The sequence below is a fragment of the Streptomyces sp. NPDC044063 genome, assembly GCF_056434285.1.
Genome location: NZ_JBWKFM010000010.1, coordinates 131,492 through 154,558, shown reverse-complemented (window position 1 = coordinate 154,558; position 23,067 = coordinate 131,492). Strand labels below are relative to the sequence as shown.

At 74.7% G+C, this 23,067-nt stretch carries 1 protein-coding gene; it reads right to left on the bottom strand.

Features of this window, described 5'->3' with window-relative positions; genetic code table 11:
* Positions 1-92: 92 nt before the first annotated feature.
* Positions 93-22,973, bottom strand: a complete 22,881-nt coding sequence (locus AC07BS_RS15315) for a type I polyketide synthase (protein ID WP_478932499.1) — start codon at positions 22,971-22,973, stop codon at positions 93-95.
* Between the last annotated feature and the right edge of the window lie 94 nt (positions 22,974-23,067).

Sequence of the window (23,067 nt, the reverse complement as noted above, 5' to 3'; positions counted from 1 at the left end):
ACCTGAGGTCACCTCTTGCGGAAGGCCCGTGAAGGGAGCCGGAGCCGGCGGATTCGTTGTGGGGTACGAGAGTTGGCGGCCAACTCCCCTGTTCAGGAGATCCCGAATTCCTTGCCGATGAAGTCGAACAGTTCGTCATCGGTCGCCGCGTGCATCTCCTCGGCGACCTGCTCGGAGGCGGTGGCGGGCGCCCACTCGGCCGCCATGCCCCGCAGCCGCGACGCGATCTCGGTACGGCGGGCGTCGTCGTCCGCCGGCGCCGTCGCGGCCGCGGCCTTGAGGGCCGCCTCGATCCGGTCCAGTTCGGCGAGCAGCCCGGTGACGTCCCCGCCGCCCGCGGCCGGTGCGACGGGGGCGGGCGCGGTAGCGACTGTCTCCGCCTTGAGGTGCTCCACGATCTCCCCGGGCGTCGGGTAGTCGAAGATCAGGGTGGGGGGCAGCCGCAGGCCGGTGTCCTTGGACAGCCGGTTGCGCAGCTCCACCGCCGTCAGCGAGTCGAACCCGAGGTCGCGGAGCGCCTGTCCCGGCCGCACCGCGTTCGCCGAGGCCAGACCGAGGACGGCCGCCACGTGCCCGCACACCAGGTCCAGCAGCACCTTGCGCTGCTCGGACTCCCCGAGCCCGGCCAGGCGCTCGGCGAGCGACGGCGCGCCCGCCGCCTCCGTACCCGCCGTCGCCCGCGTCGTACGGCGTACGGGCAGGCGCACCGCGTCGGCGAGCAGCGGCGGCAGCGTTCCCTCGGCCGCCCGGGCCCGCAGGGCGGGCCGGTTCAGCCGGACGGGCACGGGAGCGGGGTCCGTGCCGGCGAGCGCCGCGTCGAGGAGCGCGAGCCCCTCCCCGGTCGGCAGCGGAAGGACCCCGCCGCGCGCCATGCGGCTCCGGTCGGCCTCGTTCAGCTCGCCCGTGATCCCGCTGCTCTCCTCCCACAGGCCCCAGGCCAGCGACAGGGCCGGCAGGCCGGCGGCGCGCCGGCGCCGGGCCAGGGCGTCCAGGTAGGCGTTCGCGGCCGCGTAGTTGGCCTGCCCCGGGCTGCCGAAGACACCGGCCGCCGAGGAGAAGAGCACGAAGGCCGACAGCTCCATGTCGCGGGTCAGCTCGTCCAGGTGCAGCGCCGCGTCCACCTTGGGGGCGAAGACACGGTCGACCCGCTCGGGCGTCAGGGACGCGATCACGCCGTCGTCCACCACACCGGCCGTATGCACGACCGCCGTCAGCGGAGCGTCCTGCGGGACCGCGCCCGCCAGGACGGCGGCCAGCGCCTCCCGGTCGGCGACGTCGCAGGCCACGACGGCCACGCGAGCGCCCTGCGCGGTGAGTTCCGTCTCCAGCTCGGGCATCCCCGCGCCGTCGACGCCGCTCCGGCTGACCAGCAGCAGGCTCCGTACGCCGTGCTCGGCCACCAGGTGCCGGGCGACGATCCGGCCCAGCGTGCCGGACGCACCGGTCACGAGGACGGTGCCGCCGGCGGGGAAGGCGGGAGTGCCGACCGGGACTCCGGTGGCGGCTTCCGCGGGGGCCGGGACGAGGCGGGGTACGAGGACCTCGCCGTCCCGCAGCGCGAACTGCTCCTCGCCCGTGGCGAGCAGCGCGGGCAGCGCGCGGACGGAGGCGGCGGCGCGGTCCAGGTCGACCAGGACGAACCGGCCCGGGTCCTCCGACTGCGCCGACCGCACCAGGCCCCACACGGCGGCCTGAGCGGGGTCGATCTCCTTGTCGTCGTCCTTCGCGACCATCGCGTTGGCCGTCAGGACGACGAGCCGCGACCCGTCCCGGCGGTCGTCCGCCAGCCACCGGCGCAGCAGGTCCAGCATGCGGTGCGTGGTGGCGTGGGCGTGCCGGACCGGGCGGTCGCCGTCCGGCCCGACACCCGCGGCGGCCAGGACGACCACCGGGGGCACACCGTCCGCGGCCTCGCGCTCAAGGTCCGTGAGGTCGGCGTGGAAGGTCGCGCCGACGCCGGCTTCCTCGAAGGCGGCCCGCAGACCGTCGTCGTCACCGATGACGGCCCACGGCCCGGTGGCGGCGAGGGCGGACTCCCCCGCGGACCCCGCCGGCCGCGCGGCGGTCCACTCGACGCGGAGGAGCCCCTCGTGACGGCGCGCCCCGCCCGCGGCCCGCGCCAGCTCGGCGCCGGAGACGGACCGCAGGAGGAGGGAGTCGACGGATGCCACCGGGCGGCCGGTGCCGTCGGCGATCCGCAGCGAGACCGCGTCGGAACCGGAGACCGTCAGCAGCACCCGCAGGGACGTGGCACCGGTGGCGTACACGCTCACCCCGTTCCAGGAGAACGGGATCCTGCCCGTCCGGCCGTCCTCGTCGCCGACGGGGAGCAGCCCGCCCAGGCCGACGGCGTGGAGTGCCGCGTCGAGCAGGGCCGGGTGGACGCCGAACCCGGCGACCGGGGTCTCCTCGGGCAGCGCGACCTCGGCGCACACCTGGACGACACCGTCGTCACCGGTGACGCGCCACAGGCCGCGCAGGCCCTGGAAGACCGGGCCGTAGTCGAAGCCGCTCTCGGCCAGCCGCTCGTAGGCGCCGTCGAGGTCGACGGGGTCGACGTCACCGCAGGCGCCGGAACCGGGCCACTGGGCCGCCAGGTCAAACGTTTCGGCGGGGTGCTGCGACGGCGTCACCACACCCGTCGCGTGGCAGGTCCACGGCTCGTCGGCGTCGGTACGGGCATGGGCGTCCGTGGTCTCGGGCCGGGAGTAGACGTTCACCGGGCGCCGGCCCTCGTCGTCGGCCGCGCCCACGACGGCCTGCAGGCGAAGAGCACCACGCGCCGGGAGAACGAGCGGAGTGGGCAGGTGGAGTTCCTCGACCCGGTCGCAGCCCACTTCGTCGGCCGCGCGCAGCGCGAGGTCGACGAGAGCGGTGCCGGGCAGCAGGACCGTACCCATCACCGCGTGCTCCGCCAGCCACGGCTGAGCGGACAGCGACAACCGCCCGGTCAGAACGGCACCTTCACCGTCGGCCAGCTCGACCGCCGCACCCAGCAGCGGATGCTCGGCCGCCGCCAGACCCACCGAGGCCACATCGCCGGCCGGGGCACCGGACTCCAGCCAGTAACGCCGGTACTGGAAGGCGTACGTGGGGAGCTCGACCAGCCCCGCACCGCGCCCGGCGAAGAAGGCCCGCCAGTCGACGGCGGTGCCGTGGACATGAAGCGCGGCGAGGGCGGCGGTCAGGGCCACGTCCTCGGGACGGTCGGAGCGGAGGGCGGCAATCGCCGTGCCGTCCTCGACCATGGCGGTCAGGACACCGCCGGGACCGATCTCGAGGAACGTCCGCACGTCCTCGGCGACAAGGGTCTCGACCGCGTCACCGAAGCGTACGGCCTGACGGACGTGACGGACCCAGTAGTCGGGTTCGCACAGCTCCTCGGCGGAGGCCGACCGGCCCGTGAGGGTGGAGACGATCGGGACCTCGGGCGCCGCGAACGCCACGCGCTCGGCCACGGCCCGGAAGTCGGCCAGCATGGGCTCCATCAGCGGCGAGTGGAATGCGTGCGAGACGGTCAGTTCCTTGGTCTTACGGCGACCGTCAGCGGCCAAACGCTCGGCGATGGCGCGTACTGCGTCGGCGGCACCGGAAAGGACGATCGACGTCGGGCCGTTGACGGCGGCGATGCCCGCCTCGTTCTCGTGACCGGCCAGCAGCGGAAGGACCTCGTCCTCCGACGCCTGCACCGCCACCATCACTCCGCCGGAAGGCAGCGCCTGCATCAGACGACCACGGGCCGCGACGAGCTCGGCGGCGTCGGACAGGGCCATGACTCCGGCGACGTGCGCTGCCGACAATTCGCCGATGGAGTGACCGGTCAGGAAGTCCGGCCGTACGCCCCACGACTCGACGAGACGGAACAGCGCCACCTCGACCGCGAACAACGCCGGCTGAGTGAAGCCCGTCTGGTTCAGCAGCTCGGCATCGTCACCGAAGACCACATCCCGCAACGGACGCTCAAGGTGCCCGTCCAACTCAGCGCACACCGCGTCGAAGGCATCGGCGAAGACGGGGAAGGTCGCGTACAGCTCACGCCCCATCCCCAGTCGCTGGCTCCCCTGCCCCGAGAACAGGAATCCCAGCCGCCCAGCGCTGCCGGCCTCCTCCACGGCCAGGTCCGCCAGCCCCGCCAGCAACTCCCCACGGTCCCGGCCGACCACCGCCGCACGATGACCGAAGACCGCACGCGACGTCGCCAACGAGAAGCCGACATCCACCGGCTCAAGCTCCGGCCGCTCGGCCACAAACGCCGCCAACCGCCGCGCCTGCTCCCGCACCGCCGACTCGTCCTTCGCCGACAACACCCACGCCACCACCGCACCGGAACCGTCCGACTGCACCACAGGCGCGACGTCAGCAGCGGCGGCTGCCTCCTCCAGCACCACATGGGCGTTCGTACCGCTCACACCGAAGGAGGAGACACCCGCCCGGCGCGGACGACCGTCCGCCGGCCATGCGACGGACTCGGTCAGCAGGCGTACGGCACCCGTCTCCCAGTCGACGTGGGACGTGGGTTCGTCGACGTGGAGCGTTCGCGGCAGCACACCGTGCCGCATCGCCATCACCATCTTGATGACGCCGGCGACGCCGGCGGCCGCCTGCGTGTGGCCGATGTTGGACTTGATGGAGCCCAGCCACAGCGGCCGGCCGTCCTCCGGTCGCTCCTGGCCGTACGTGGCCAGCAGCGCCTGCGCCTCGATCGGGTCACCCAGCGTCGTCCCCGTACCGTGCGCCTCCACCACGTCCACATCCGCTGCCGACAGGCCGGCCGCCGACAGCGCGGCACGGATCACCCGCTGCTGCGACGGACCGTTCGGCGCCGTCAGACCGTTCGACGCACCGTCCTGGTTGACCGCCGAGCCCCGGACCACCGCCAGCACCCGGTGGCCGTTGCGGCGCGCGTCCGACAGGCGCTCGACGAGCAGCATGCCCGCGCCCTCGGCCCAGCCCGTGCCGTCGGCGGACGACGCGAAGGCCTTGCAGCGGCCGTCGGCGGACAGGCCGCGCTGGCGGCTGAACTCGACGAACGTGTCCGGCGTCGCCATGACGGTCACACCGCCGACGAGCGCCATCTCGCACTCGCCCTGACGCAGGGCCTGCGCCGCGAGGTGCAGTGCCACGAGGGACGAGGAGCACGCCGTGTCGACCGTAACCGCCGGGCCCTCCAGCCCGAAGGTGTACGCCACGCGGCCCGAGGCGACGCTGCCGGAGGTTCCCATGCCGAGGTGTCCTTCGACGCCGTCGGGCACGGTGGTGAGCCGGCTTCCGTAGTCGTGGTACATCACGCCGGCGAACACGCCGGTCCGGGAGCCGCGTACGGCCGCCGGGTCGATGCCCGCCCTCTCGAAGGCCTCCCAGGACGTCTCCAGCAGCAGCCGCTGCTGCGGATCCATGGCGAGGGCCTCGCGCGGCGAGATCCCGAAGAACGCCGGGTCGAACTCGCCGGCCTCGTACAGGAAGCCGCCCTCACGGGTGTAGCTGGTCCCCACGTGGTCGGGGTCCGGGTGGTAGAGCGAGGCCAGGTCCCAGCCACGGTCCGCCGGGAACTCACCGATGGCGTCACCGCCCTCGGTCACCAGGCGCCACAGCTCGTCGGGCGTCCGTACGCCACCGGGGTAGCGGCAGCTCATGCCGACGATCGCGATCGGCTCGTCGACGGGTACGGCGGTCACCGCCACCGACCGCTGCCTCTCGTCCTGCGCGGCGGAGCCGAACAGCTCGCCCAGCACGTGGTGCGCGAGGGACTCGGGGGTGGGGTGGTCGAAGACGAGCGTGGCCGGGAGGCGGAGGCCCGAGACGGCGTTCAGGGAGTTGCGCAGCTCGACCGCCGTGAGGGAGTCGAAGCCGAGGTCCTTGAACTGCCGGTCGACGCCGACCCTTTCCGCCGTCGTGTGTCCCAGGACGGCCGCGACCTGTTCGCGTACCAGGTCCAGCAGGGCCCCGAGACGGTCCGCCTCGGGCAGGCCGCCGAGGCGCTGCGCGAGCGTGGACCGGCCGGCTTCGGTGGTTCCGGTGCCCTCGACGGCCCGGCGGGCGGGCGTACGGACCAGGTTCCGGAAGAGCGGCGGCACCGCGCCGGACCGGGCCCGCGTGCGCAGGGTTCCGAGCTCCAGGCGGGCCGGCACCAGGACGGCGTGGTCGGCGCGGACGGCGGCGTCGAAGAGCGCGAGGCCCTCGTCGGTCTCGAGCGCGGCGATGCCGGAGCGGGCGATGCGGTGCTGGTCGGCCGTGCCGAGCGCGCCACTGAGCGTGCTCGTCTCCGCCCACAGACCCCACGCCAGCGACACCGCCGGCAGACCCGCCGCACGCCGCTGCTCCGCCAACGCGTCCAGGAACGAGTTCGCGGCCGCGTAGTTGCCCTGCCCCGCGCTGCCCAGCACACCGGACGCCGAGGAGAAGAGCACGAAGGCCGAGAGGTCGGCATCCGCCGTCAGTTCGTGCAGGTGCAGGGCGCCCAGGGCCTTGGGAGCGAAGACGCGATCCAGACGCTCCTCGTCGAGAGCCGAGACCACACCGTCGTCCGTCACCCCCGCCGCGTGCACCACACCCACCAACGGACGCTCGACCGGAATCCCCGCCAGCACACCCGCCAACGCCTCCCGATCGGAAACATCGCAAGCGACCGCCTCGACGGAAGCACCGAGCGCGACAAGCTCGTCATCGGCGAGCCCGCTACGGCTGAGGAGCAGCAGATGACGGACACCGTGCTCGACCACCAGATGCCGTGCCACGAGCCGGCCCAGAACACCGGAAGCACCCGTCACCAGGACGGTGCCCTCGACACCGAACACCGGGACATCCTCGGCGAGCTCACCGACCTCGGCACGTACCAGACGAGGCACCAACACCTCACCGCCACGCACCACGACCTGCGACTCACCCGCGCCCAGCACAGCCGACAACACACGCTCGTCCATATCGACGTCGGCATCGACATCGACATCAGCCAGCACGAACCGGTCCGGATGCTCCGACTGCGCCGAACGCACCAAACCCCACACAGCCGCCTGCCACGGATCAACAACACCCGCACCAACAGCCACAGCACCACGCGTCACCAGAACAACACGACGCTCCCCCACCAACCGCTCCCGCACCACACCCAACGCCCACCGCACATCAACACCGGCAGGCACCACCACCACATCGACATCACCAACAGCAGCACCAGCACCGCTGCCAATCGCACCAGCAACCCACTCCACCCGGTACAACGAGTCGTGCCGGGCGCGCTGGGCGGCCGAGAGCTGCTCGGCGGTGACGGCGCGAAGGGTGAGGTCGTCGACCGTGGCGACGGGCAGACCCGCCTCATCGGCGATCGCCAGGGCAACGGACTCCCGTCCGGTGCGCGTCAGCCGGACGCGCAGGGACGTCGCGTCCGTCGCGTGCACGGCGACCCCGCTCCAGGCGAACGGGAGCCTGCCCTCGTGGCCGTCTGCCAGGAACGCGCTCACTCCCATCGCGTGCAGTGCCGAATCGAGCAGCGCGGGGTGGAGGGCGAAGCCCGCGGAGGGCGTCTGCTCGGGCAGGGCCACCTCGGCGAAGAGCTCGTCCCCGCGCCGCCAGGCCGCCCGCAGGCCCTGGAACACCGGGCCGTAGCCGAACCCGGCCTCGGCGAGGCGCTCGTAGCAACCGTCCGTCCCGACCGCGTCCGCGCCCACGGGCGGCCACGCCCGCAGGTCGGCCGGCTCGGGCCGACCGGTGGTGGATGCCTCGGCCAGGACACCGGTGGCGTGGCACGTCCACGGGGTCTCGTCGGGCCCGTCGTGCTCGGTACGGGAATGGATCTTCACGGTCCGGCGTGCCGAGTCGTCGGCCGCGCCGACGGTGACCCGGATCTGGACCGCCGCCCGCTCGGGCAGCGCGAGCGGCGAGGCGAGGGTCAGCTCCTCGACGAGACCGCACCCGACCTCGTCGCCCGCCCGCACCGCCATCTCCAGGAACGCCGTACCCGGCAGCAAGGCCACACCGGACACCGCGTGGTCGGCGAGCCAGGCGTGCGTGGCCAGCGACAGCCGACCGGTGAGCAGCACACCACCCTCGTCGGGCAGGCTGACCGCCGCGCCCAGCAGACCGTGGTCAGCGGCGGCCTGTCCGACCGAGGTCACATCGCCGGTGGCGACGGGCGCCTCCAGCCAGTAGCGCTCGCGCTGGAAGGCGTAGGTCGGCAGGTCGACGCGGCGGGCGCCGCGTCCGGCGAGGACGGACTGCCAGTCGACGGCGATGCCGTGGACGTGCAGCTGGGCGACGGCCGTGACGACCGACAGATCCTCGGCACGGTCACCCCGCAGGGCCGGCAGGGCGGTGCCGCCCTCGACCATGGCGGTCAGCACACCGCCGGGACCGATCTCCAGGAACGTCCGCACGTCCTCGGCGACGAGCGCCTCGACCGCGTCCCCGAAACGAACGGCCTGACGGACATGACGGACCCAGTACTCGGGATCGCACAGCTCCTCGGCGGAGGCCGACCGGCCCGTGAGGGTGGAGACGATCGGGACCTCGGGCGCCGCGAACGACATCGTCTCGGCCACCGCGCGGAAGTCCGCGAGCACGGGCTCCATCAGAGGCGAGTGGAACGCGTGCGAGACGGTCAGTTCCTTGGTCCTCCGGCCGTCCGCCGCCAGGCGCTCGGCGATCCGGCGTACGACGTCCGCGGCACCGGAAAGGACCACCGACGTGGGGCCATTGACCGCCGCGATACCGGCCTCGTCCTCGTGACCGGCCAGCAGCGGAAGGACCTCGTCCTCCGACGCCTGCACCGCCACCATCACACCGCCGGAGGGCAGCGCCTGCATCAGACGACCACGGGCCGCGACGAGGGCGGCGGCGTCGGCGAGCGACAGCACACCCGCCACATGAGCAGCAGCGATCTCACCGATCGAGTGACCGGCCAGGAAGTCCGGCCGCACACCCCACGACTCCACCAGCCGGAACAACGCCACCTCGACCGCGAACAACGCCGGCTGCGCAAAACCGGTCTCGTTCAGCAGCCCGGCATCATCACCGAAGACCACATCCCGCAACGGACGCTCAAGGTGCCCGTCCAACTCAGCGCACACCGCGTCGAAGGCATCGGCGAACTCCGGGAAGGCCGCGTACAGTTCACCGCCCATGCCGACCCGCTGGCTCCCCTGCCCCGAGAACAGGAATCCCAGCCGCCCAGCACTGCCGGCCTCCTCCACGGCCAGGTCCGCCAGCCCCGCCAGCAACTCCCCACGGTCCCGGCCGACCACCGCCGCACGATGACCGAACAGCGCACGCGACGTCGCCAACGAGAAGCCGACATCCACCGGCTCAAGCTCCGGCCGCTCGGCCACAAACGCCGCCAACCGCCGCGCCTGCTCCCGCACCGCCGACTCGTCCTTCGCCGACAACACCCACGCCACCACCGCACCGGAACCGTCCGGCTCCACCACAGGCGCGACGTCAGCAGCGGCGGCTGCCTCCTCCAGCACCACATGCGCGTTCGTACCGCTCACACCGAACGACGACACGCCCGCCCGGCGCGGACGACCGTCGGCGCCCTCCGCCCACTCGACCGGCTCCGTCAGGAGCCGTACGTCGCCCGCCGACCAGTCCACGTGCGGCGACGGCTCTCCGACGTGCAGCGTCCGCGGCAGCACACCGTGTCGCATCGCCATCACCATCTTGATGACACCGCCCACACCGGCGGCGGCCTGCGTGTGGCCCACGTTCGACTTCAGCGAGCCCAGCCACAGCGGGCGGCCGTCCTCCGGGCGCTCCTGGCCGTACGTGGCCAGCAGCGCCTGGGCCTCGATCGGGTCACCCAGCGTCGTACCCGTACCGTGCGCCTCCACCACGTCCACGTCCGCCGCCGACAGGCCGGCCGCCGACAGCGCGGCACGGATCACCCGCTGCTGCGACGGACCGTTGGGAGCCGTCAGACCGTTCGAGGCACCGTCCTGGTTGACGGCGGAACCGCGCACCACGGCCAGCACCGGGTGGCCGTTCTTCCGGGCGTCCGAGAGCCGCTCGACGAGCAGCATGCCCGCGCCCTCGGCCCAGCCGGTGCCGTCCGCGTCGGCGGAGAACGCCTTGCAGCGGCCGTCCGCCGCCAGGCCGCGCTGGCGGCTGAACTCGACGAAGATGTTCGGCGTCGCCATGACGGTCACACCGCCGACGAGCGCCATCTCGCACTCGCCCTGGCGCAGGGCCTGTCCCGCGAGGTGCAGCGCCACCAGCGACGACGAGCAGGCCGTGTCGACCGTCACCGCCGGGCCCTCCAGCCCGAAGGTGTACGCCACGCGGCCCGAGGCGATGCTGCCCGCGCTGCCGTTGACGACGTAGCCCTCGAAGCCCTCGGGGATGGTGGTGAGCCGGCCGCCGTAGTCGTGGTACATCACGCCGGCGAACACGCCGGTCCGGGAGCCGCGCACCGACGCGGGGTCGATTCCGGCCCGCTCGAACGCCTCCCACGAGGTCTCCAGCAGCAGTCGCTGCTGCGGGTCCATCGCCAGCGCCTCGCGCGGCGAGATCCCGAAGAAGTCCGGGTCGAACTCGCCGGCCTCGTACAGGAAGCCGCCCTCGCGGGTGTAGCTGGTCCCCGCGTGGTCCGGGTCCGGGTGGTACAGCGACGCGAGGTCCCAGCCACGGTCCGCGGGGAAGCCGCCGACGGCGTCGCCGCCCTCGGTGACGAGGCGCCACAGGTCCTCGGGCGAAGCGACACCGCCGGGGTAGCGGCAGGCCATGCCCACGATCGCGATCGGCTCGTCGACGGGCACGGCCGTCACCGCCACCGGCCGCCGCGGCTCGCCCTGCGCGACGGAACCGAGCAGCTCCTCGTGCAGGAAGCGGGCGAGGGCGACCGGATTGGGGTGGTCGAAGACGAGCGTGGCCGGGAGGCGGGTGCCGGAGGCGGCGTTGAGGAGGTTGCGCAGCTCGACCGCGGTGAGGGAGTCGAAGCCGAGGTCCTTGAAGGCGCGTTCGGGGTCGATCAGCTCCGGCGAGGCGTGGCCGAGCACGGTGGCGATCTGCTTCCGGACGAGCTCCAGCAGGATGTTCTCCTGCTCGTCCGAGGCGAGCCCGGCCAGGCTGTCGGCCAGGGTCGACGCGGTGGTGGTCGTCGCGGCGGTGTCGGCGGCCGTCCGCCGGGCACCGCCCGCCCGGCGCCGCGCGGGCGCCGTGACCAGGCCGCGCAGGAGGGCCGGGACGTCGCCGTCAGCGGCGCGGGCGCGCAGCCCGGCGTGGTCGAGGCGGACGGGGAAGAGGACGTCGTCGTCGGCCGCGCAGGCGGCGTCGAGGAGCGCGAGGCCCTCGGCGGAGTCCATCGCGGCGAGGCCCATGCGCCGGATGCGGGCCAGGTCGGCCGAGTCCAGCTTGCCGGTCATGCCGCTGCCCTCGGCCCACAGGCCCCACGCGAGCGAGACGGCGGGGAGACCCGCCGCGCGCCGGCGCCGGGCCAGGGCGTCCAGGAAGGAGTTCGCGGCGGCGTAGTTGGCCTGGCCGGCGCCGCCGAGGGTGGCGGAGACGGACGAGAAGAGGACGAAGGCCGACAGGTCCATGCCGCGCGTGAGGTCGTGCAGATTGAGCGCGGCGTCCACCTTGGGGCGCAGGACCCGGTCGAGGCGCTCGGGGGTCAGGGCGGCGGCGATGCCGTCGTCGGTGACGCCGGCGGCGTGGACGACGCCGGTCAGCGGGTGCTCGGCCGGTATCGCGGCGAGGAGCGCGGCGAGCGCGTCCCGGTCGGCGACGTCGCAGGCGGCGGTGACGACCTCGGCGCCCAGCGCGCGCAGCTCGGCCTCGAACTCCGCCGCGCCCTCGGCCGCCGTCCCCCGGCGGCCGGCGAGTACGAGGTGCCGGATGCCGTGCTCGGTCACCAGGTGGCGGGCGACGAGCCGGCCGAGGGTACCGGTGGCGCCGGTGACGAGGACAGTGCCGTGGGCGGTGAAGGAGGTGACGAGCGCGTGCTCCTCGCCGGCGGCGCTCGCAGTGGTCCGGGCGAGCCGGGGCAGCAGCACGTCGCCGTCGCGGACGGCGAACTGGGGCTCGCCGGCGACGAGGGCGGGCAGGGCCGTCCCGATGTCGCCGTCGGCGTCCAGGTCGGCCAGCACGAACCGGCCCGGGTTCTCCGACTGCGCCGACCGCACCAGACCCCACACGGCAGCCTGGGCCGGGTCGAGGGTGTGCGGATCGCCGTCGGGCGAGACGGCGTCGCGCGTCACGAGCACCAGGCGGGAGTCGGCGAAGCGCTCCTCGGCGAGCCACCGCTGTACGAGCTCCAGGGCGCGGACGCTCGTCGCCCGTACGGCCGCCGGGGACAGCTCGGGCTCCTCCCCCGCGCCGGTGCCGCTTCCGTCGACCGTGCCGATCGGGGCGAGGACGTACGCGGGAACGGGGGTGTCCGCCGAAGCGTCCAGCTCGGCGAGCGTCCCGACGAGGCCGGACCGCGCGCTCCCGTCCACCGGGGACAGGCCCGTGGCCGGCACCCAGTCGAGCCGGAACAGCGAGTCCTGGCCGGACCCGGCCCCGGACCTGGCGGCCGCGCCGCGCAGCTGCTCGACGGAGACGGGGCGCAGCACGAGCGAGCCGATGGAGGCGACGGGCTGTCCGGTCGCGTCGGTCACGAGGACGGAGACGGCGTCGGTGCCGGCGGGGGTCAGCCGGATACGGACGGCGGGGGCACCGCCGGCCCGCAGGCGCACCGTGCCCCAGGAGAACGGCAGCAGGCCCTGCCCGGTCTCGGAACCCGACAGCAGGCCCAGCCAGGAGGCGTGCAGGGCGGAGTCGAGGAGCGCGGGGTGGAGCCCGTAGGCGCCGGCGTCGTCGGCCGCCTCGGAGAGCAGGGCGGCCTCGGCGAAGAGGGTGTCGCCCCGGCGCCAGGCCGCGCGCAGGCCGCGGAAGACGGGGCCGTAGCCGAAGCCCAGGTCCGTGAGCTTGTCGTAGATGTCGTCGGTGGCGACGCGCTCGGCCCCGGGGGGCGGCCAGGCGGTGAGGTCGGCGGTCGGCGGCTCGGCGGCGTCCGCGGGGGCGAGCGCGCCCTCGGCGTGGAGGGTCCACTCGGGTGCGCCGAGGCTGTCCTCGGGGCGGGAGTGGAGGGTGAGCGTACGGCGGCCCGTGGTGTCCTCGGCGCCGACGGTGAGCCGGAGCTGGACCGCGCCGTGCTCGGGCAGCACGAGCGGGGCGGAGAGGGTCAGTTCCTCGATGCCGCCGCTGCCCGTCTCGTCGGCGGCGCGCAGGGCGAGCTCGACGAAGGACGTGCCGGAGACGAGCACCACGCCGGACACGGCGTGGTCGGCGAGCCACGGGTGGGTGGCCAGGGACAGCCGGCCGGTGAGGACCATGCCGCCGTCGGGCAGGCCTACGGTGGCGCCCAGCATGGGGTGGTCGGCGTCGGCGAGGCCGATGGCCGCCGGGTCGGTGGCCGCCGCGGGCGCCCGGAGCCAGAAGCGCTCGCGCTGGAAGGCGTAGGTCGGCAGGTCGACGACGCGGGCGCCGCGTCCGGCGAGGACGGACTGCCAGTCGACGGCGATGCCGTGGACGTGCAGCTGGGCGACGGCCGTGACGACCGACAGATCCTCGGCACGGTCACCCCGCAGGGCCGGCAGGGCGGTGCCGCCCTCGACCATGGCGGTCAGCACACCGCCGGGACCGATCTCCAGGAAGGCGGTCACGCCCTCGGCGGCGAGCACCTCGACGGCGTCCCCGAAGCGCACGGCCTGACGGACATGGCGAACCCAGTACTCGGGATCGCACAGCTCCTCGGCCGAAGCCGCCCGGCCTGTCAGCGTCGAGACGATGGGAATCTCCGGCGCCGCGAACTCCACACGCTCCGCCACCGCCCGGAAGTCCGCCAGCATCGACTCCATCAACGGCGAGTGGAACGCGTGCGAAACGGCGAGTTCCTTGGTCTTACGACCTTCGACCACCAAACGCTCGGCAATGGCACGCACGGCATCGGCAGCACCGGAAAGCACCACCGACGCCGGACCGTTGACCGCCGCGATACCGACGAAGTCCTCGTGACCGACCAGCAGCGGAAGAACCTCGCCCTCCGACGCCTGCACCGCCACCATCACACCACCCACCGGCAGCGCCTGCATCAAACGCCCACGAGCGGCCACCAACGCCGCCGCATCGGCCAGCGACAGCACACCAGCGACATGCGCCACCGCCAGCTCACCGATCGAATGCCCGGCCAGGTAATCCGGCCGCACACCCCACGACTCCACCAGACGGAACAACGCCACCTCGACCGCGAACAACGCCGGCTGCGCAAAACCAGTCTGATTCAGCAGCCCGGCATCATCACCGAAGACCACATCCCGCAGCGGACGCTCAAGGTGCCCGTCCAACTCAGCGCACACCGCGTCGAACGCCCCGGCGAACGCCGGGAAGGCCGCGTACAGTTCACGGCCCATCCCCAGCCGCTGGCTACCCTGACCCGAGAACAGGAACGCCAGCTGTCCCGCGCCCGCGCCCGCTGCCGTGCCGTTCGCCTCTCCGCGGGCCAGTGCCTCAAGCCCGCGCTCCAGTTCCTCGCGGTCCGCGCCCACGACGGCCGCGCGGTACTCCAGGGCGGCGCGTGCCGTGGCCAGGGTGTGGCCGATGTCGGCCGCGTCCTGCTCCGGGTGGGTCCGTACGTGCTCCAGCAGCCGCCCGGCCTGGGCGCGGAGGGCCGTCGCGTCCCGGCCGGAGACCAGCCACGGCACGACCCCTGAGCCGACAAGACCGGCGTCCGGCGTCAGCGGCGCGTCAGGGGCCTGTTCCACGATGATGTGGGCGTTCGTTCCGCTCACACCGAAGGCGGAGATGCCGGCGCGGCGTACGCGGGTGTCGTCGTGCGGCCATTCCGCCGGTGCGGTGAGCAGTTCGACCGCGCCCGCCGCCCAGTCGACGTGCGGGGTCGGTTCGGTGACGTGGAGGGTGCGGGGCAGCAGTCCGTTGCGGAGGGCCAGCACCATCTTCATGACGCCGGCGACGCCCGCCGCGGCCTGGGTGTGGCCGATGTTGGACTTGAGGGAGCCCAGCAGTACCGGCCGTCCGTCGTCGCCCCGGTCCTGCCCGTAGGTGGCGAGCAGGGCCTGGGCCTCGATGGGGTCGCCGAGCCGGGTGCCGGTGCCGTGGGCCTCGACGGCGTCGACGTCGGCGGCGGTCAGGCCGGCGTCGGCGAGGGCGGCGCGGATGACGCGCTGCTGCGAGGGGCCGTTGGGCGCTGTGAGGCCGTTGGAGGCGCCGTCCTGGTTGACGGCCGAGCCACGGACCACGGCCAGGACCTGGTGGCCGTTCCGCTGGGCGTCGGAGAGTCGCTCGACGAGGAGCATGCCCGCGCCCTCGCCCCAGCCGGTGCCGTCGGCGTCGGCGGAGAAGGCCTTGCAACGGCCGTCGGCGGCGAGGCCGCGCTGGCGGCTGAACTCCAGGAAGATGCCGGGGGTGGACATGATGGTCACGCCGCCGGCGAGGGCCATCTCGCATTCGCCGTTGCGCAGGGCCTGGACGGCGAGGTGGAGGGCGACGAGCGACGACGAGCAGGCCGTGTCGACGGTCACCGCCGGGCCTTCCAGCCCGAAGGTGTAGGAGAGGCGGCCGGAGACGACGCTGGCCGCGCGGCCGGTGAGGAGGTAGCCCTCGACGCCGTCGGGGGCGCGGCGGGTTCCGGAGGCGTATTCCTGGCCGTAGTCCTGGCCGTTGGAGCCGATGAAGACGCCGGCCCGGCTGCCCTTGAGGCCGGCCGGGTCGATGCCGGCGCGTTCGAACGCCTCCCACGAGGTCTCCAGCAGCAGGCGCTGCTGGGGGTCCATGGCGAGGGCCTCGCGGGGCGAGATACCGAAGAAGGCGGCGTCGAAGTCGGCCGCGTCGTGAAGGAAGCCGCCTTCGCGGGCGTAGGTGGTGCCGGTGTGCTCGGGGTCGGGGTGGTAGAGGTTGTCGAGGTCCCAGCCGCGGTCGGTGGGGAGGCCGGTGAGGGCGTCGGTGCCGGCGGTGAGGAGCCGCCACAGTTCCTCGGGGGTGCGAACGCCGCCGGGGAAGCGGCAGCTCATGCCGACGATGGCGATGGGCTCGTCGTCGGCGGGACGGGCGGCCGGGGCGGGGGCGGCGGTCCGGGCCTCGTCGCGCGGTGCGTCGCCGATCTCGGTGAGGAGGAAGGCGGCGAGTTCCTTGGGGTTGGGGTAGTCGAAGACGACGGTGGTCGGCAGGCGCATGCCGGTGGCGGTGGCCAGGCGGTTGCGCAGTTCGATGGCGGTGAGGGAGTCGAAGCCGACCTCGCGGAAGGCCCGTGCGGGCTGGACGCGTTCGGGGCCGGCGTGGCCGAGGACGGTGGCGGCCTGGGTGCGGACGAGGTCGAGGACGGTCCGGGTGCGTTCGGCGTCGGTCAGGCCGGCGAGGCGCTGGGCGAGGGCCGGGCCCGCGGTGGTGCCGGTGGGGCCGGCCGGGGTGTCCTGGCCGGCGGTGTCCAGCAGGCGGCGGGCTTCGGGCAGGTCGTTCAGGAGGGGGTAGTCGCCGGTGACGGCGAAGGCGGGGACGAAGCGGTCCCAGTCGACGTCGGCGATCATGACGGCGGTGTCGTCGTTCTCCAGGGCCCTGCGCAGGGCCTGGATGCCGAGGTCGGCGGCCATGGGGAGGATGCCGCGCCGGGTGAGGTGGGCCTCGGCGGCGTCGCCCATCATCCGGCCGCTGCCCCAGGAGCCCCAGGCGACGGAGGTCGCGGGGAGGCCGGCGGCGCGGCGCTGCTGGGCGAGGGCGTCGAGGAAGGCGTTGGCGGCGGCGTAGCCGCCCTGGCCGCCGTTGCCGACGACGCCGGCGATGGAGGAGAAGAGGACGAAGTGGTCGAGCTCGTGGCCGAGTTCGCGGGTGAGTTCGTGGAGGTTGAGGGCGGCGCGCGTCTTGGGGCGCAGGACGCGTTCGAGGCGTTCGCCGGTGAGGGCGTCGAGGACTCCGTCGTCGAGGACTCCGGCGGCGTGGAAGACGCCGGTGAGCGGGTGTTCCTCGGGGAGTTCTTCCAGCAGCCGGCGGAGCGCGTCGCGGTCGGCGGTGTCGCAGGCGGCGACGGTGGTGCGGGTGCCGAGGGCCTCGAGTTCGTCGCGGAGTTCGGCGGCGCCGTCGGCGGCGAGGCCGCTGCGGCTGGTGAGGACGAGGTGCTGGGCGCCGGAGGCGGCGAGCCAGCGGGCGACGTGGGCGCCGAGGGTGCCGGTGCCGCCGGTGACGAGGACGGTGCCGTGGGTGCGGAAGCCGTCGGCGGGGGTGGTGCCGGCGGTGGCGCGGACGAGGCGGCGGGCGAGGGGGCCGGAGGCGCGGAGGGCGAGTTCGGTCTCGCCGCCGGGGGCGGTGAGGAGGGCCGTGAGGTGGGCCAGGGTGCTCGGGTCGGGCGTCTGGGGCAGGTCGATGAGGCCGCCCCAGCGGTGGGGGTATTCGGCGCCGGCGACGCGGCCGAGGCCCCAGTGGCGTGCCTGGTCGGGGTTGCGCACCGGGTCGGCGGGGCCGGTGGTGACGGCGCCCGAGGTGAGGCACCACAGGGGGGCGTTGACGCCTGCGTCGCCGAGGGCCTGGAGGAGGGCGACGGCGGCGGTCAGGCCGGTGCCGGCCTCGCTGCCGGGTGTGGTGGTGTCGTCGGCGGCGAGGAGGGAGACGACGCCGGCGAGGGGCCGGTCGGCGAGGTCCGTGAGGCGGGCGGCGAGGGTCCGCCGGTCGTCCTGGTGGCCGGCGGTCAGGGTCTCGACGGTGGCGCCGTGTGCGCCGAGCGCGTCGCGGACGGCGTTCGTCGTGGTGTCGTCCCCGCCGCCGGGGGTGACGAGCAGCCAGGTGCCGGGCGGGGTACCGGCCTCCCGGGGCGGGGTGACGGGCCGCCAGGTGACGCGGTAGCGCCAGCCGTCGATGACGGACGTCTCGTGGGCCCGGCGGCGCCAGTCCGCGAGTCCGGCGAGGACGTCGCCGAAGGCCGCGTCGGCGTCGACGCCGAGGGAGGCGGCGAGCGCCTCCAGGTCCTCGCCCTCGACGGCCTCCCAGAAGCGCGCCTCCTCGGCGGTGTGCGCCGCGCGGCCGGCGCCGTCGGCGGGGACGGAGGGCCCGGAGGGGAGCCAGAAGCGGCGCCGCTGGAAGGGGTAGGTGGGCAGGTCGGTCCGGTGGACGGGCCGGCCGGCGAGGACGGCGGGCCAGTCGACGTCCACGCCCTGGGTCCAGGCGTCGCCGAGGGCGGTCAGCCAGCGGGCGGGGCCGCCGTGATCGCGGCGCAGGGAGGCCACGACGACTGCCTCGTCGGCGCCGGCGGCCTCGGCGGTCTCCTGGAGGCCGACGGCGAGGACGGGGTGGGGGCTGACCTCGACGAAGACGTGGTGTCCGGTCTCCATCAGGGTGTGGACGACGGGTTCGAAGCGGACGGTGGAGCGGAGGTTGCGGTACCAGTAGGCGGCGTCGAGGGCGGCGGTGCCGACGATGTCGCCGGTGACGGTGGAGTGGAAGGGGGTGTGGGGGACGCGCGGGGTGATCCCGTCGAGGGCTTCGGCGAGTTCGGCCTCGATGATCTCGACGTGGGCGCAGTGGGAGGCGTAGTCGACGGGGACGCGCTTGGCGCGGACGCCGTCGGCGGTGCAGGCCTCCAGGAGTTCGTCGAGGGCGTCGGCGTCGCCGGAGACGACGACGGAGCGGGGGCCGTTGACGGCGGCGACGGAGAGGCGGTCGTTCCAGCGCTCCAGTCGGTGGGTGACGGCGTCGAGGGGTTCGGGGACGGACATCATGCCGCCGAGTCCGGCGAGCCGGCCGAGCAGGCGGCTGCGGAGGGCGACGACGCGGGCGCCGTCCTCGAGGGTGAGGGCGCCGGCGACGCAGGCGGCGGCGATCTCGCCCTGGGAGTGGCCGACGACGGCGGAGGGCCGTACGCCGAAGGAGCGCCAGAGTTCGGCGAGGGAGACCATGACGGCCCACAGGGCGGGCTGGACGACGTCGTCGGCGCTGTTGAGCGCGGGGGCCCCGGGGGCGCCGCGCAGGACGTCCTCCAGGCTCCAGTCGACGTACGGTGCCAGGGCCTCCTCGCAGGCGCGCAGGCGCTCGCGGAAGACGGCGGAGGTGTCGAGGAGGCCGACGGCCATGCCGGCCCACTGGGAGCCCTGGCCGGGGAAGACGAAGACAGTGCGGCGGGCGGGTGCGGCGGTGCCCTGGGCGGTGGCGGCGGGCGGGGTGGCACCGGTGGCGAGGGCGCGCAGGGCTTCGGCGAGTTCGGTGGTGTCGGTGCCGACGGCGACGGCGCGGTGTTCGAAGGCGGTGCGGGTGGTGGCCAGGGCGTGGCCGATGTCGGCCGGGCGGGCGCCGGGGCGGTCCTCGACGCGGGCGAGCAGGGCGGCGGCCTGTTCGCGCAGCGCGTCGGGGGTGCGGGCGGACAGCGGCCAGGCCACGGCGGCGACGTCGGCGGGCTCCTCGGCGTGATCGGTGCCGGGCGCCTCGGGCGTCTCGTCGGGAGCCTCGTCGGGGGCCTGTTCGAGGATGGCGTGGGCGTTGGTGCCGCTGATGCCGAAGGAGGAGACGCCGGAGCGGCGGGGCCGGCCCGTCTCGGGCCAGGCGGACTCGGTGGTGAGCAGGCGTACGGCGCCGGTCGTCCAGTCGATGTGCGGTGACGGTTCGTCGGCGTGGAGGGTCCTGGGCATGACGCCGTGGCGCAGGGCCATGACCATCTTGATGACGCCGGCGACGCCGGCGGCGGCCTGGGTGTGGCCGATGTTGGACTTGAGGGAGCCGAGCCACAGGGGCCGGTCGGCGGGGCGGTCCTGGCCGTAGGTGGCGAGGAGGGCCTGGGCCTCGATGGGGTCGCCGAGGGTGGTGCCGGTGCCGTGGGCGTCGACGACGTCGACGTCGGCGGCGGTCAGGCCGGCGCCGGCGAGGGCCTGGCGGATGACGCGCTGCTGGGCGGGGCCGCTGGGGGCGGTGAGGCCGTTGGAGGCGCCGTCCTGGTTGATGGCGGTGCCGCGGACGACGGCGAGGACGGGGTGGCCCTTGCGGCGGGCGTCGGAGAGGCGTTCCAGCAGGACGAGGCCGGCGCCCTCGGCGAGGCCGAAGCCGTCGGCGGCGGCCGAGAAGGCCTTGCTGCGTCCGTCGGGGGCGAGCGCGCGCTGCTTGCTGAACTCGACGAAGGAGCCGGCCGAGGGCAGGACGGTGACGCCGCCCGCGAGGGCGAGCGAGCATTCGCCCTGGCGCAGGGCCTGGACGGCCAGATGGAGGGCGACGAGCGAGGAGGAGCAGGCGGTGTCGACGGTGATGGCCGGGCCTTCGAGGCCGAAGGTGTAGGAGAGGCGGCCGGAGGCGACGCTGGCGGTGTTGCCGGTGAGCAGGTAGCCGCTGAGGTCCTCGCCGGCCTCGTACAGGCGGGGGCCGTAGTCCATGGTCATGGCGCCGACGAAGGCGCCGGTGCGGCTGCCGCGCAGGGTGGTCGGGTCGATGCCGGCCCGTTCGAAGGTCTCCCAGGCGGTCTCCAGCAGCAGCCGCTGCTGGGGGTCCATGGCGAGGGCCTCGCGGGGGGAGATGCCGAAGAACTCGGGATCGAAGTCGACGGCGTCGTGCAGCATGCCGGCTTCGCGCTGGTAGTAGCGGCCGGGGCGGCCGGGTTCGGGGTCGTAGAGACCCTCGACGTCCCAGCCGCGGTCCCGCGGCAGGGGTGTGACGGCGTCGCCGCCGGCGCGCAGCAGGTCCCAGAGGTCCTCGGGGGTGCGGATGCCGCCGGGCAGGCGGCAGCCCATGGAGACGACGGCGATGGGCTCGTCCCAGACGGGCGGGAGGGTGTCGGCGTCGGGGTCGGCGGTGGTGCCGTGGATGCCGAGGGCCTCGGCGACGAGGCGGGCGGCGAGGCCGCCGGGCGTGGGGTGGTCGAAGACGACGGTGTGCGGCAGGGCGAGGCCGGTGGCCTCGTTGAGGCGGTTGCGCAGCTCGATGGCGGTGACGGAGTCCAGGCCGAGGTCGCGGAAGGCGCGGTCGGCGCCGACGGCGATCGCGTCGGGGAGGTTGAGCAGGGCGACGGTGGTGGCCCGTACGAGGTCGGCGGCCAAGTGGTCGCGTTCGGCGGCGGGGAGGGCGCGCAGCCGGGAGCGGAAGGAGCCGGTGGTGTCGTCGTCGGTGTCCGTGGGGCGCCGGAAGGCGTAGGTGGGCAGCGGGACGCGGGTGGCGGGGGCGGGGAGGAGGGCGGCCCAGTCGACGTCGGTGCCCTGGACCCAGGCCTCGGCCAGGGAGGTGCGCAGGCGGGTCTCGTCGCCCTGGTCGCGGCGCAGGGAGCCGATGGCGACGGCGGTGTGCCCGGTCGCGGCGGCGGTCTCCAGGAGGGGGGCGGTGAGCGAGGGGTGGACGCTGATCTCGACGAAGGTGTCGTGGCCGGTGCCGAGGAGGGCGCGGGTGGCGTCCTCGAAGCGTACGGGGTCGCGCAGGACGCGGAACCAGTGGGCGGCGTCGGCCTCTTCGCCGTCGATCGGGCCGCCGGCCCAGGCGCTGTGGAGGGGGATGCCGGCGGTGCGCGGGGCGAGGCCGGCCAGGCCCTCCGTGATCGGGTCGTGGATGTCGTCGATGTGGGGCGCGTGGGCGGCGTGGCCCACGGCGACGCGGCGGGCGCGGACGTCCTCGGCGGTGAGCCGGTCCAGGAGGTCGAGGGCGGCGTCGGTGTCGCCGGCGACGACGACGTTGCCGGGGCTGTTGTGGCCGGCGATGACGAGCCGTCCGCCGTAGGGCTCCAGGCGGGCCGTCACCTCGGCGGCGGGCAGGGCCACGGAGATCATCTCGCCGCGTCCGGTGAGGGTGGCCTGGGCGCGGCCCCAGACGGTGACGACGCGGGCCGCGTCCTGGAGGGTGAGGGCGCCGGCGACGTGGGCGGCGGCGATCTCGCCGACGCTGTGGCCGGCCACCGCGTCGGGGTGGACGCCGTGGGCGCGCCAGGTCGCGGCGAGCGCGACCTGGACGGCGAAGAGGGCGGGCTGGACGACGTCGGGGGCCACCAGCGCCGGGGCGCCGGGGGCGTCGCGCAGGACGTCCTCCAGCGACCAGTCGGTGTACGGGGCCAGGGCCTCCGCGCAGGCGCGTAAGCGGTCGCGGAAGACGGGGTCGGTGTCGAGGAGCGCGGCGGCCATGCCGGGCCACTGGGTGCCCTGGCCGGGGAAGACGAAGACGGTGCGGCCGGTGGTGGTGGCGCTGCCGCGGACGACGCCGCTCGCCTGGCCGCCGTCGGCGGCGGTGGCGAGGCCGGCCATGAGCGCGTCGCGGGTGTCGCCGAGGACGACGGCGCGGTGGGCGAAGCGGTGGCGGGTGGTGGCCAGGGCGTGGCCGACGGCGGCGGGGTCGAGGCCGGGGTGCTCGGTCAGGTGCCGGTGGAGGGCGCGGGCCTGGGCGCGGAGGGCCTCGGGGCCGGCGGCCGAGAGGATCCAGGGCAGGGGGGTGCGGGCGGGCGCCGGGGGCTCGGCGGGGGCGGGCGGCGCGGCGCGGTGGGTGTCGGCCGCTTCCCAGGTCCAGCCGGTGCCGGGGGCGGTGGCGGGGCGCAGGACGTGGTGAATGGTGTCGCCGTCGGCCAGGGCCCGGTCGAGGGGCTTGAGGAGGACGGCGGCGGGGTGCCCGGGGGGTGTCCGGGGCGGCGCCAGGCCGGGTCCGGCGGCGAGGGCGAGGGGGGCGCGGCCGGCGCGGAGGGTGTCGCAGGCGGCGTCGAGGGCGGCCCGGGGGCCGGGGGCGCAGGCGAGGGCGACGTGGGGCAGCCGCAGGGCGCGGGCGACGGTGCCGGCGAGGTCGCCGGTGGCGGTGTCCGCGTCGGCGGTGAGGTGGACGGCGGGGTGGGCGGCCGGTGTCGTGGGGACGACGCCGGCGTTCTCCAGCGCCTCCCAGAGGAGTTCGAGGAGGGCGGGCCCGCCGGGTATGCCGCGGGGCGCGTCCCCGGGCGGCGTGCCCAGGAATTCCGCGTCGAACGCGTCGCATTCCTCGGGAGGGCGATGAGCGGATCCGACGACCGCGACGGCGGCAGTCTTCATCGCATCGAACTCGGGGAGAACCGACTCGGATCCGCTCATTTTCGTGCTCCATCAACCCGTTGAACGAAATGCCGACATGCTCAGGAATTCCGGCCGGTGCGGGACGTTCCGTTTCCGCACCGGCCGGCCGTGA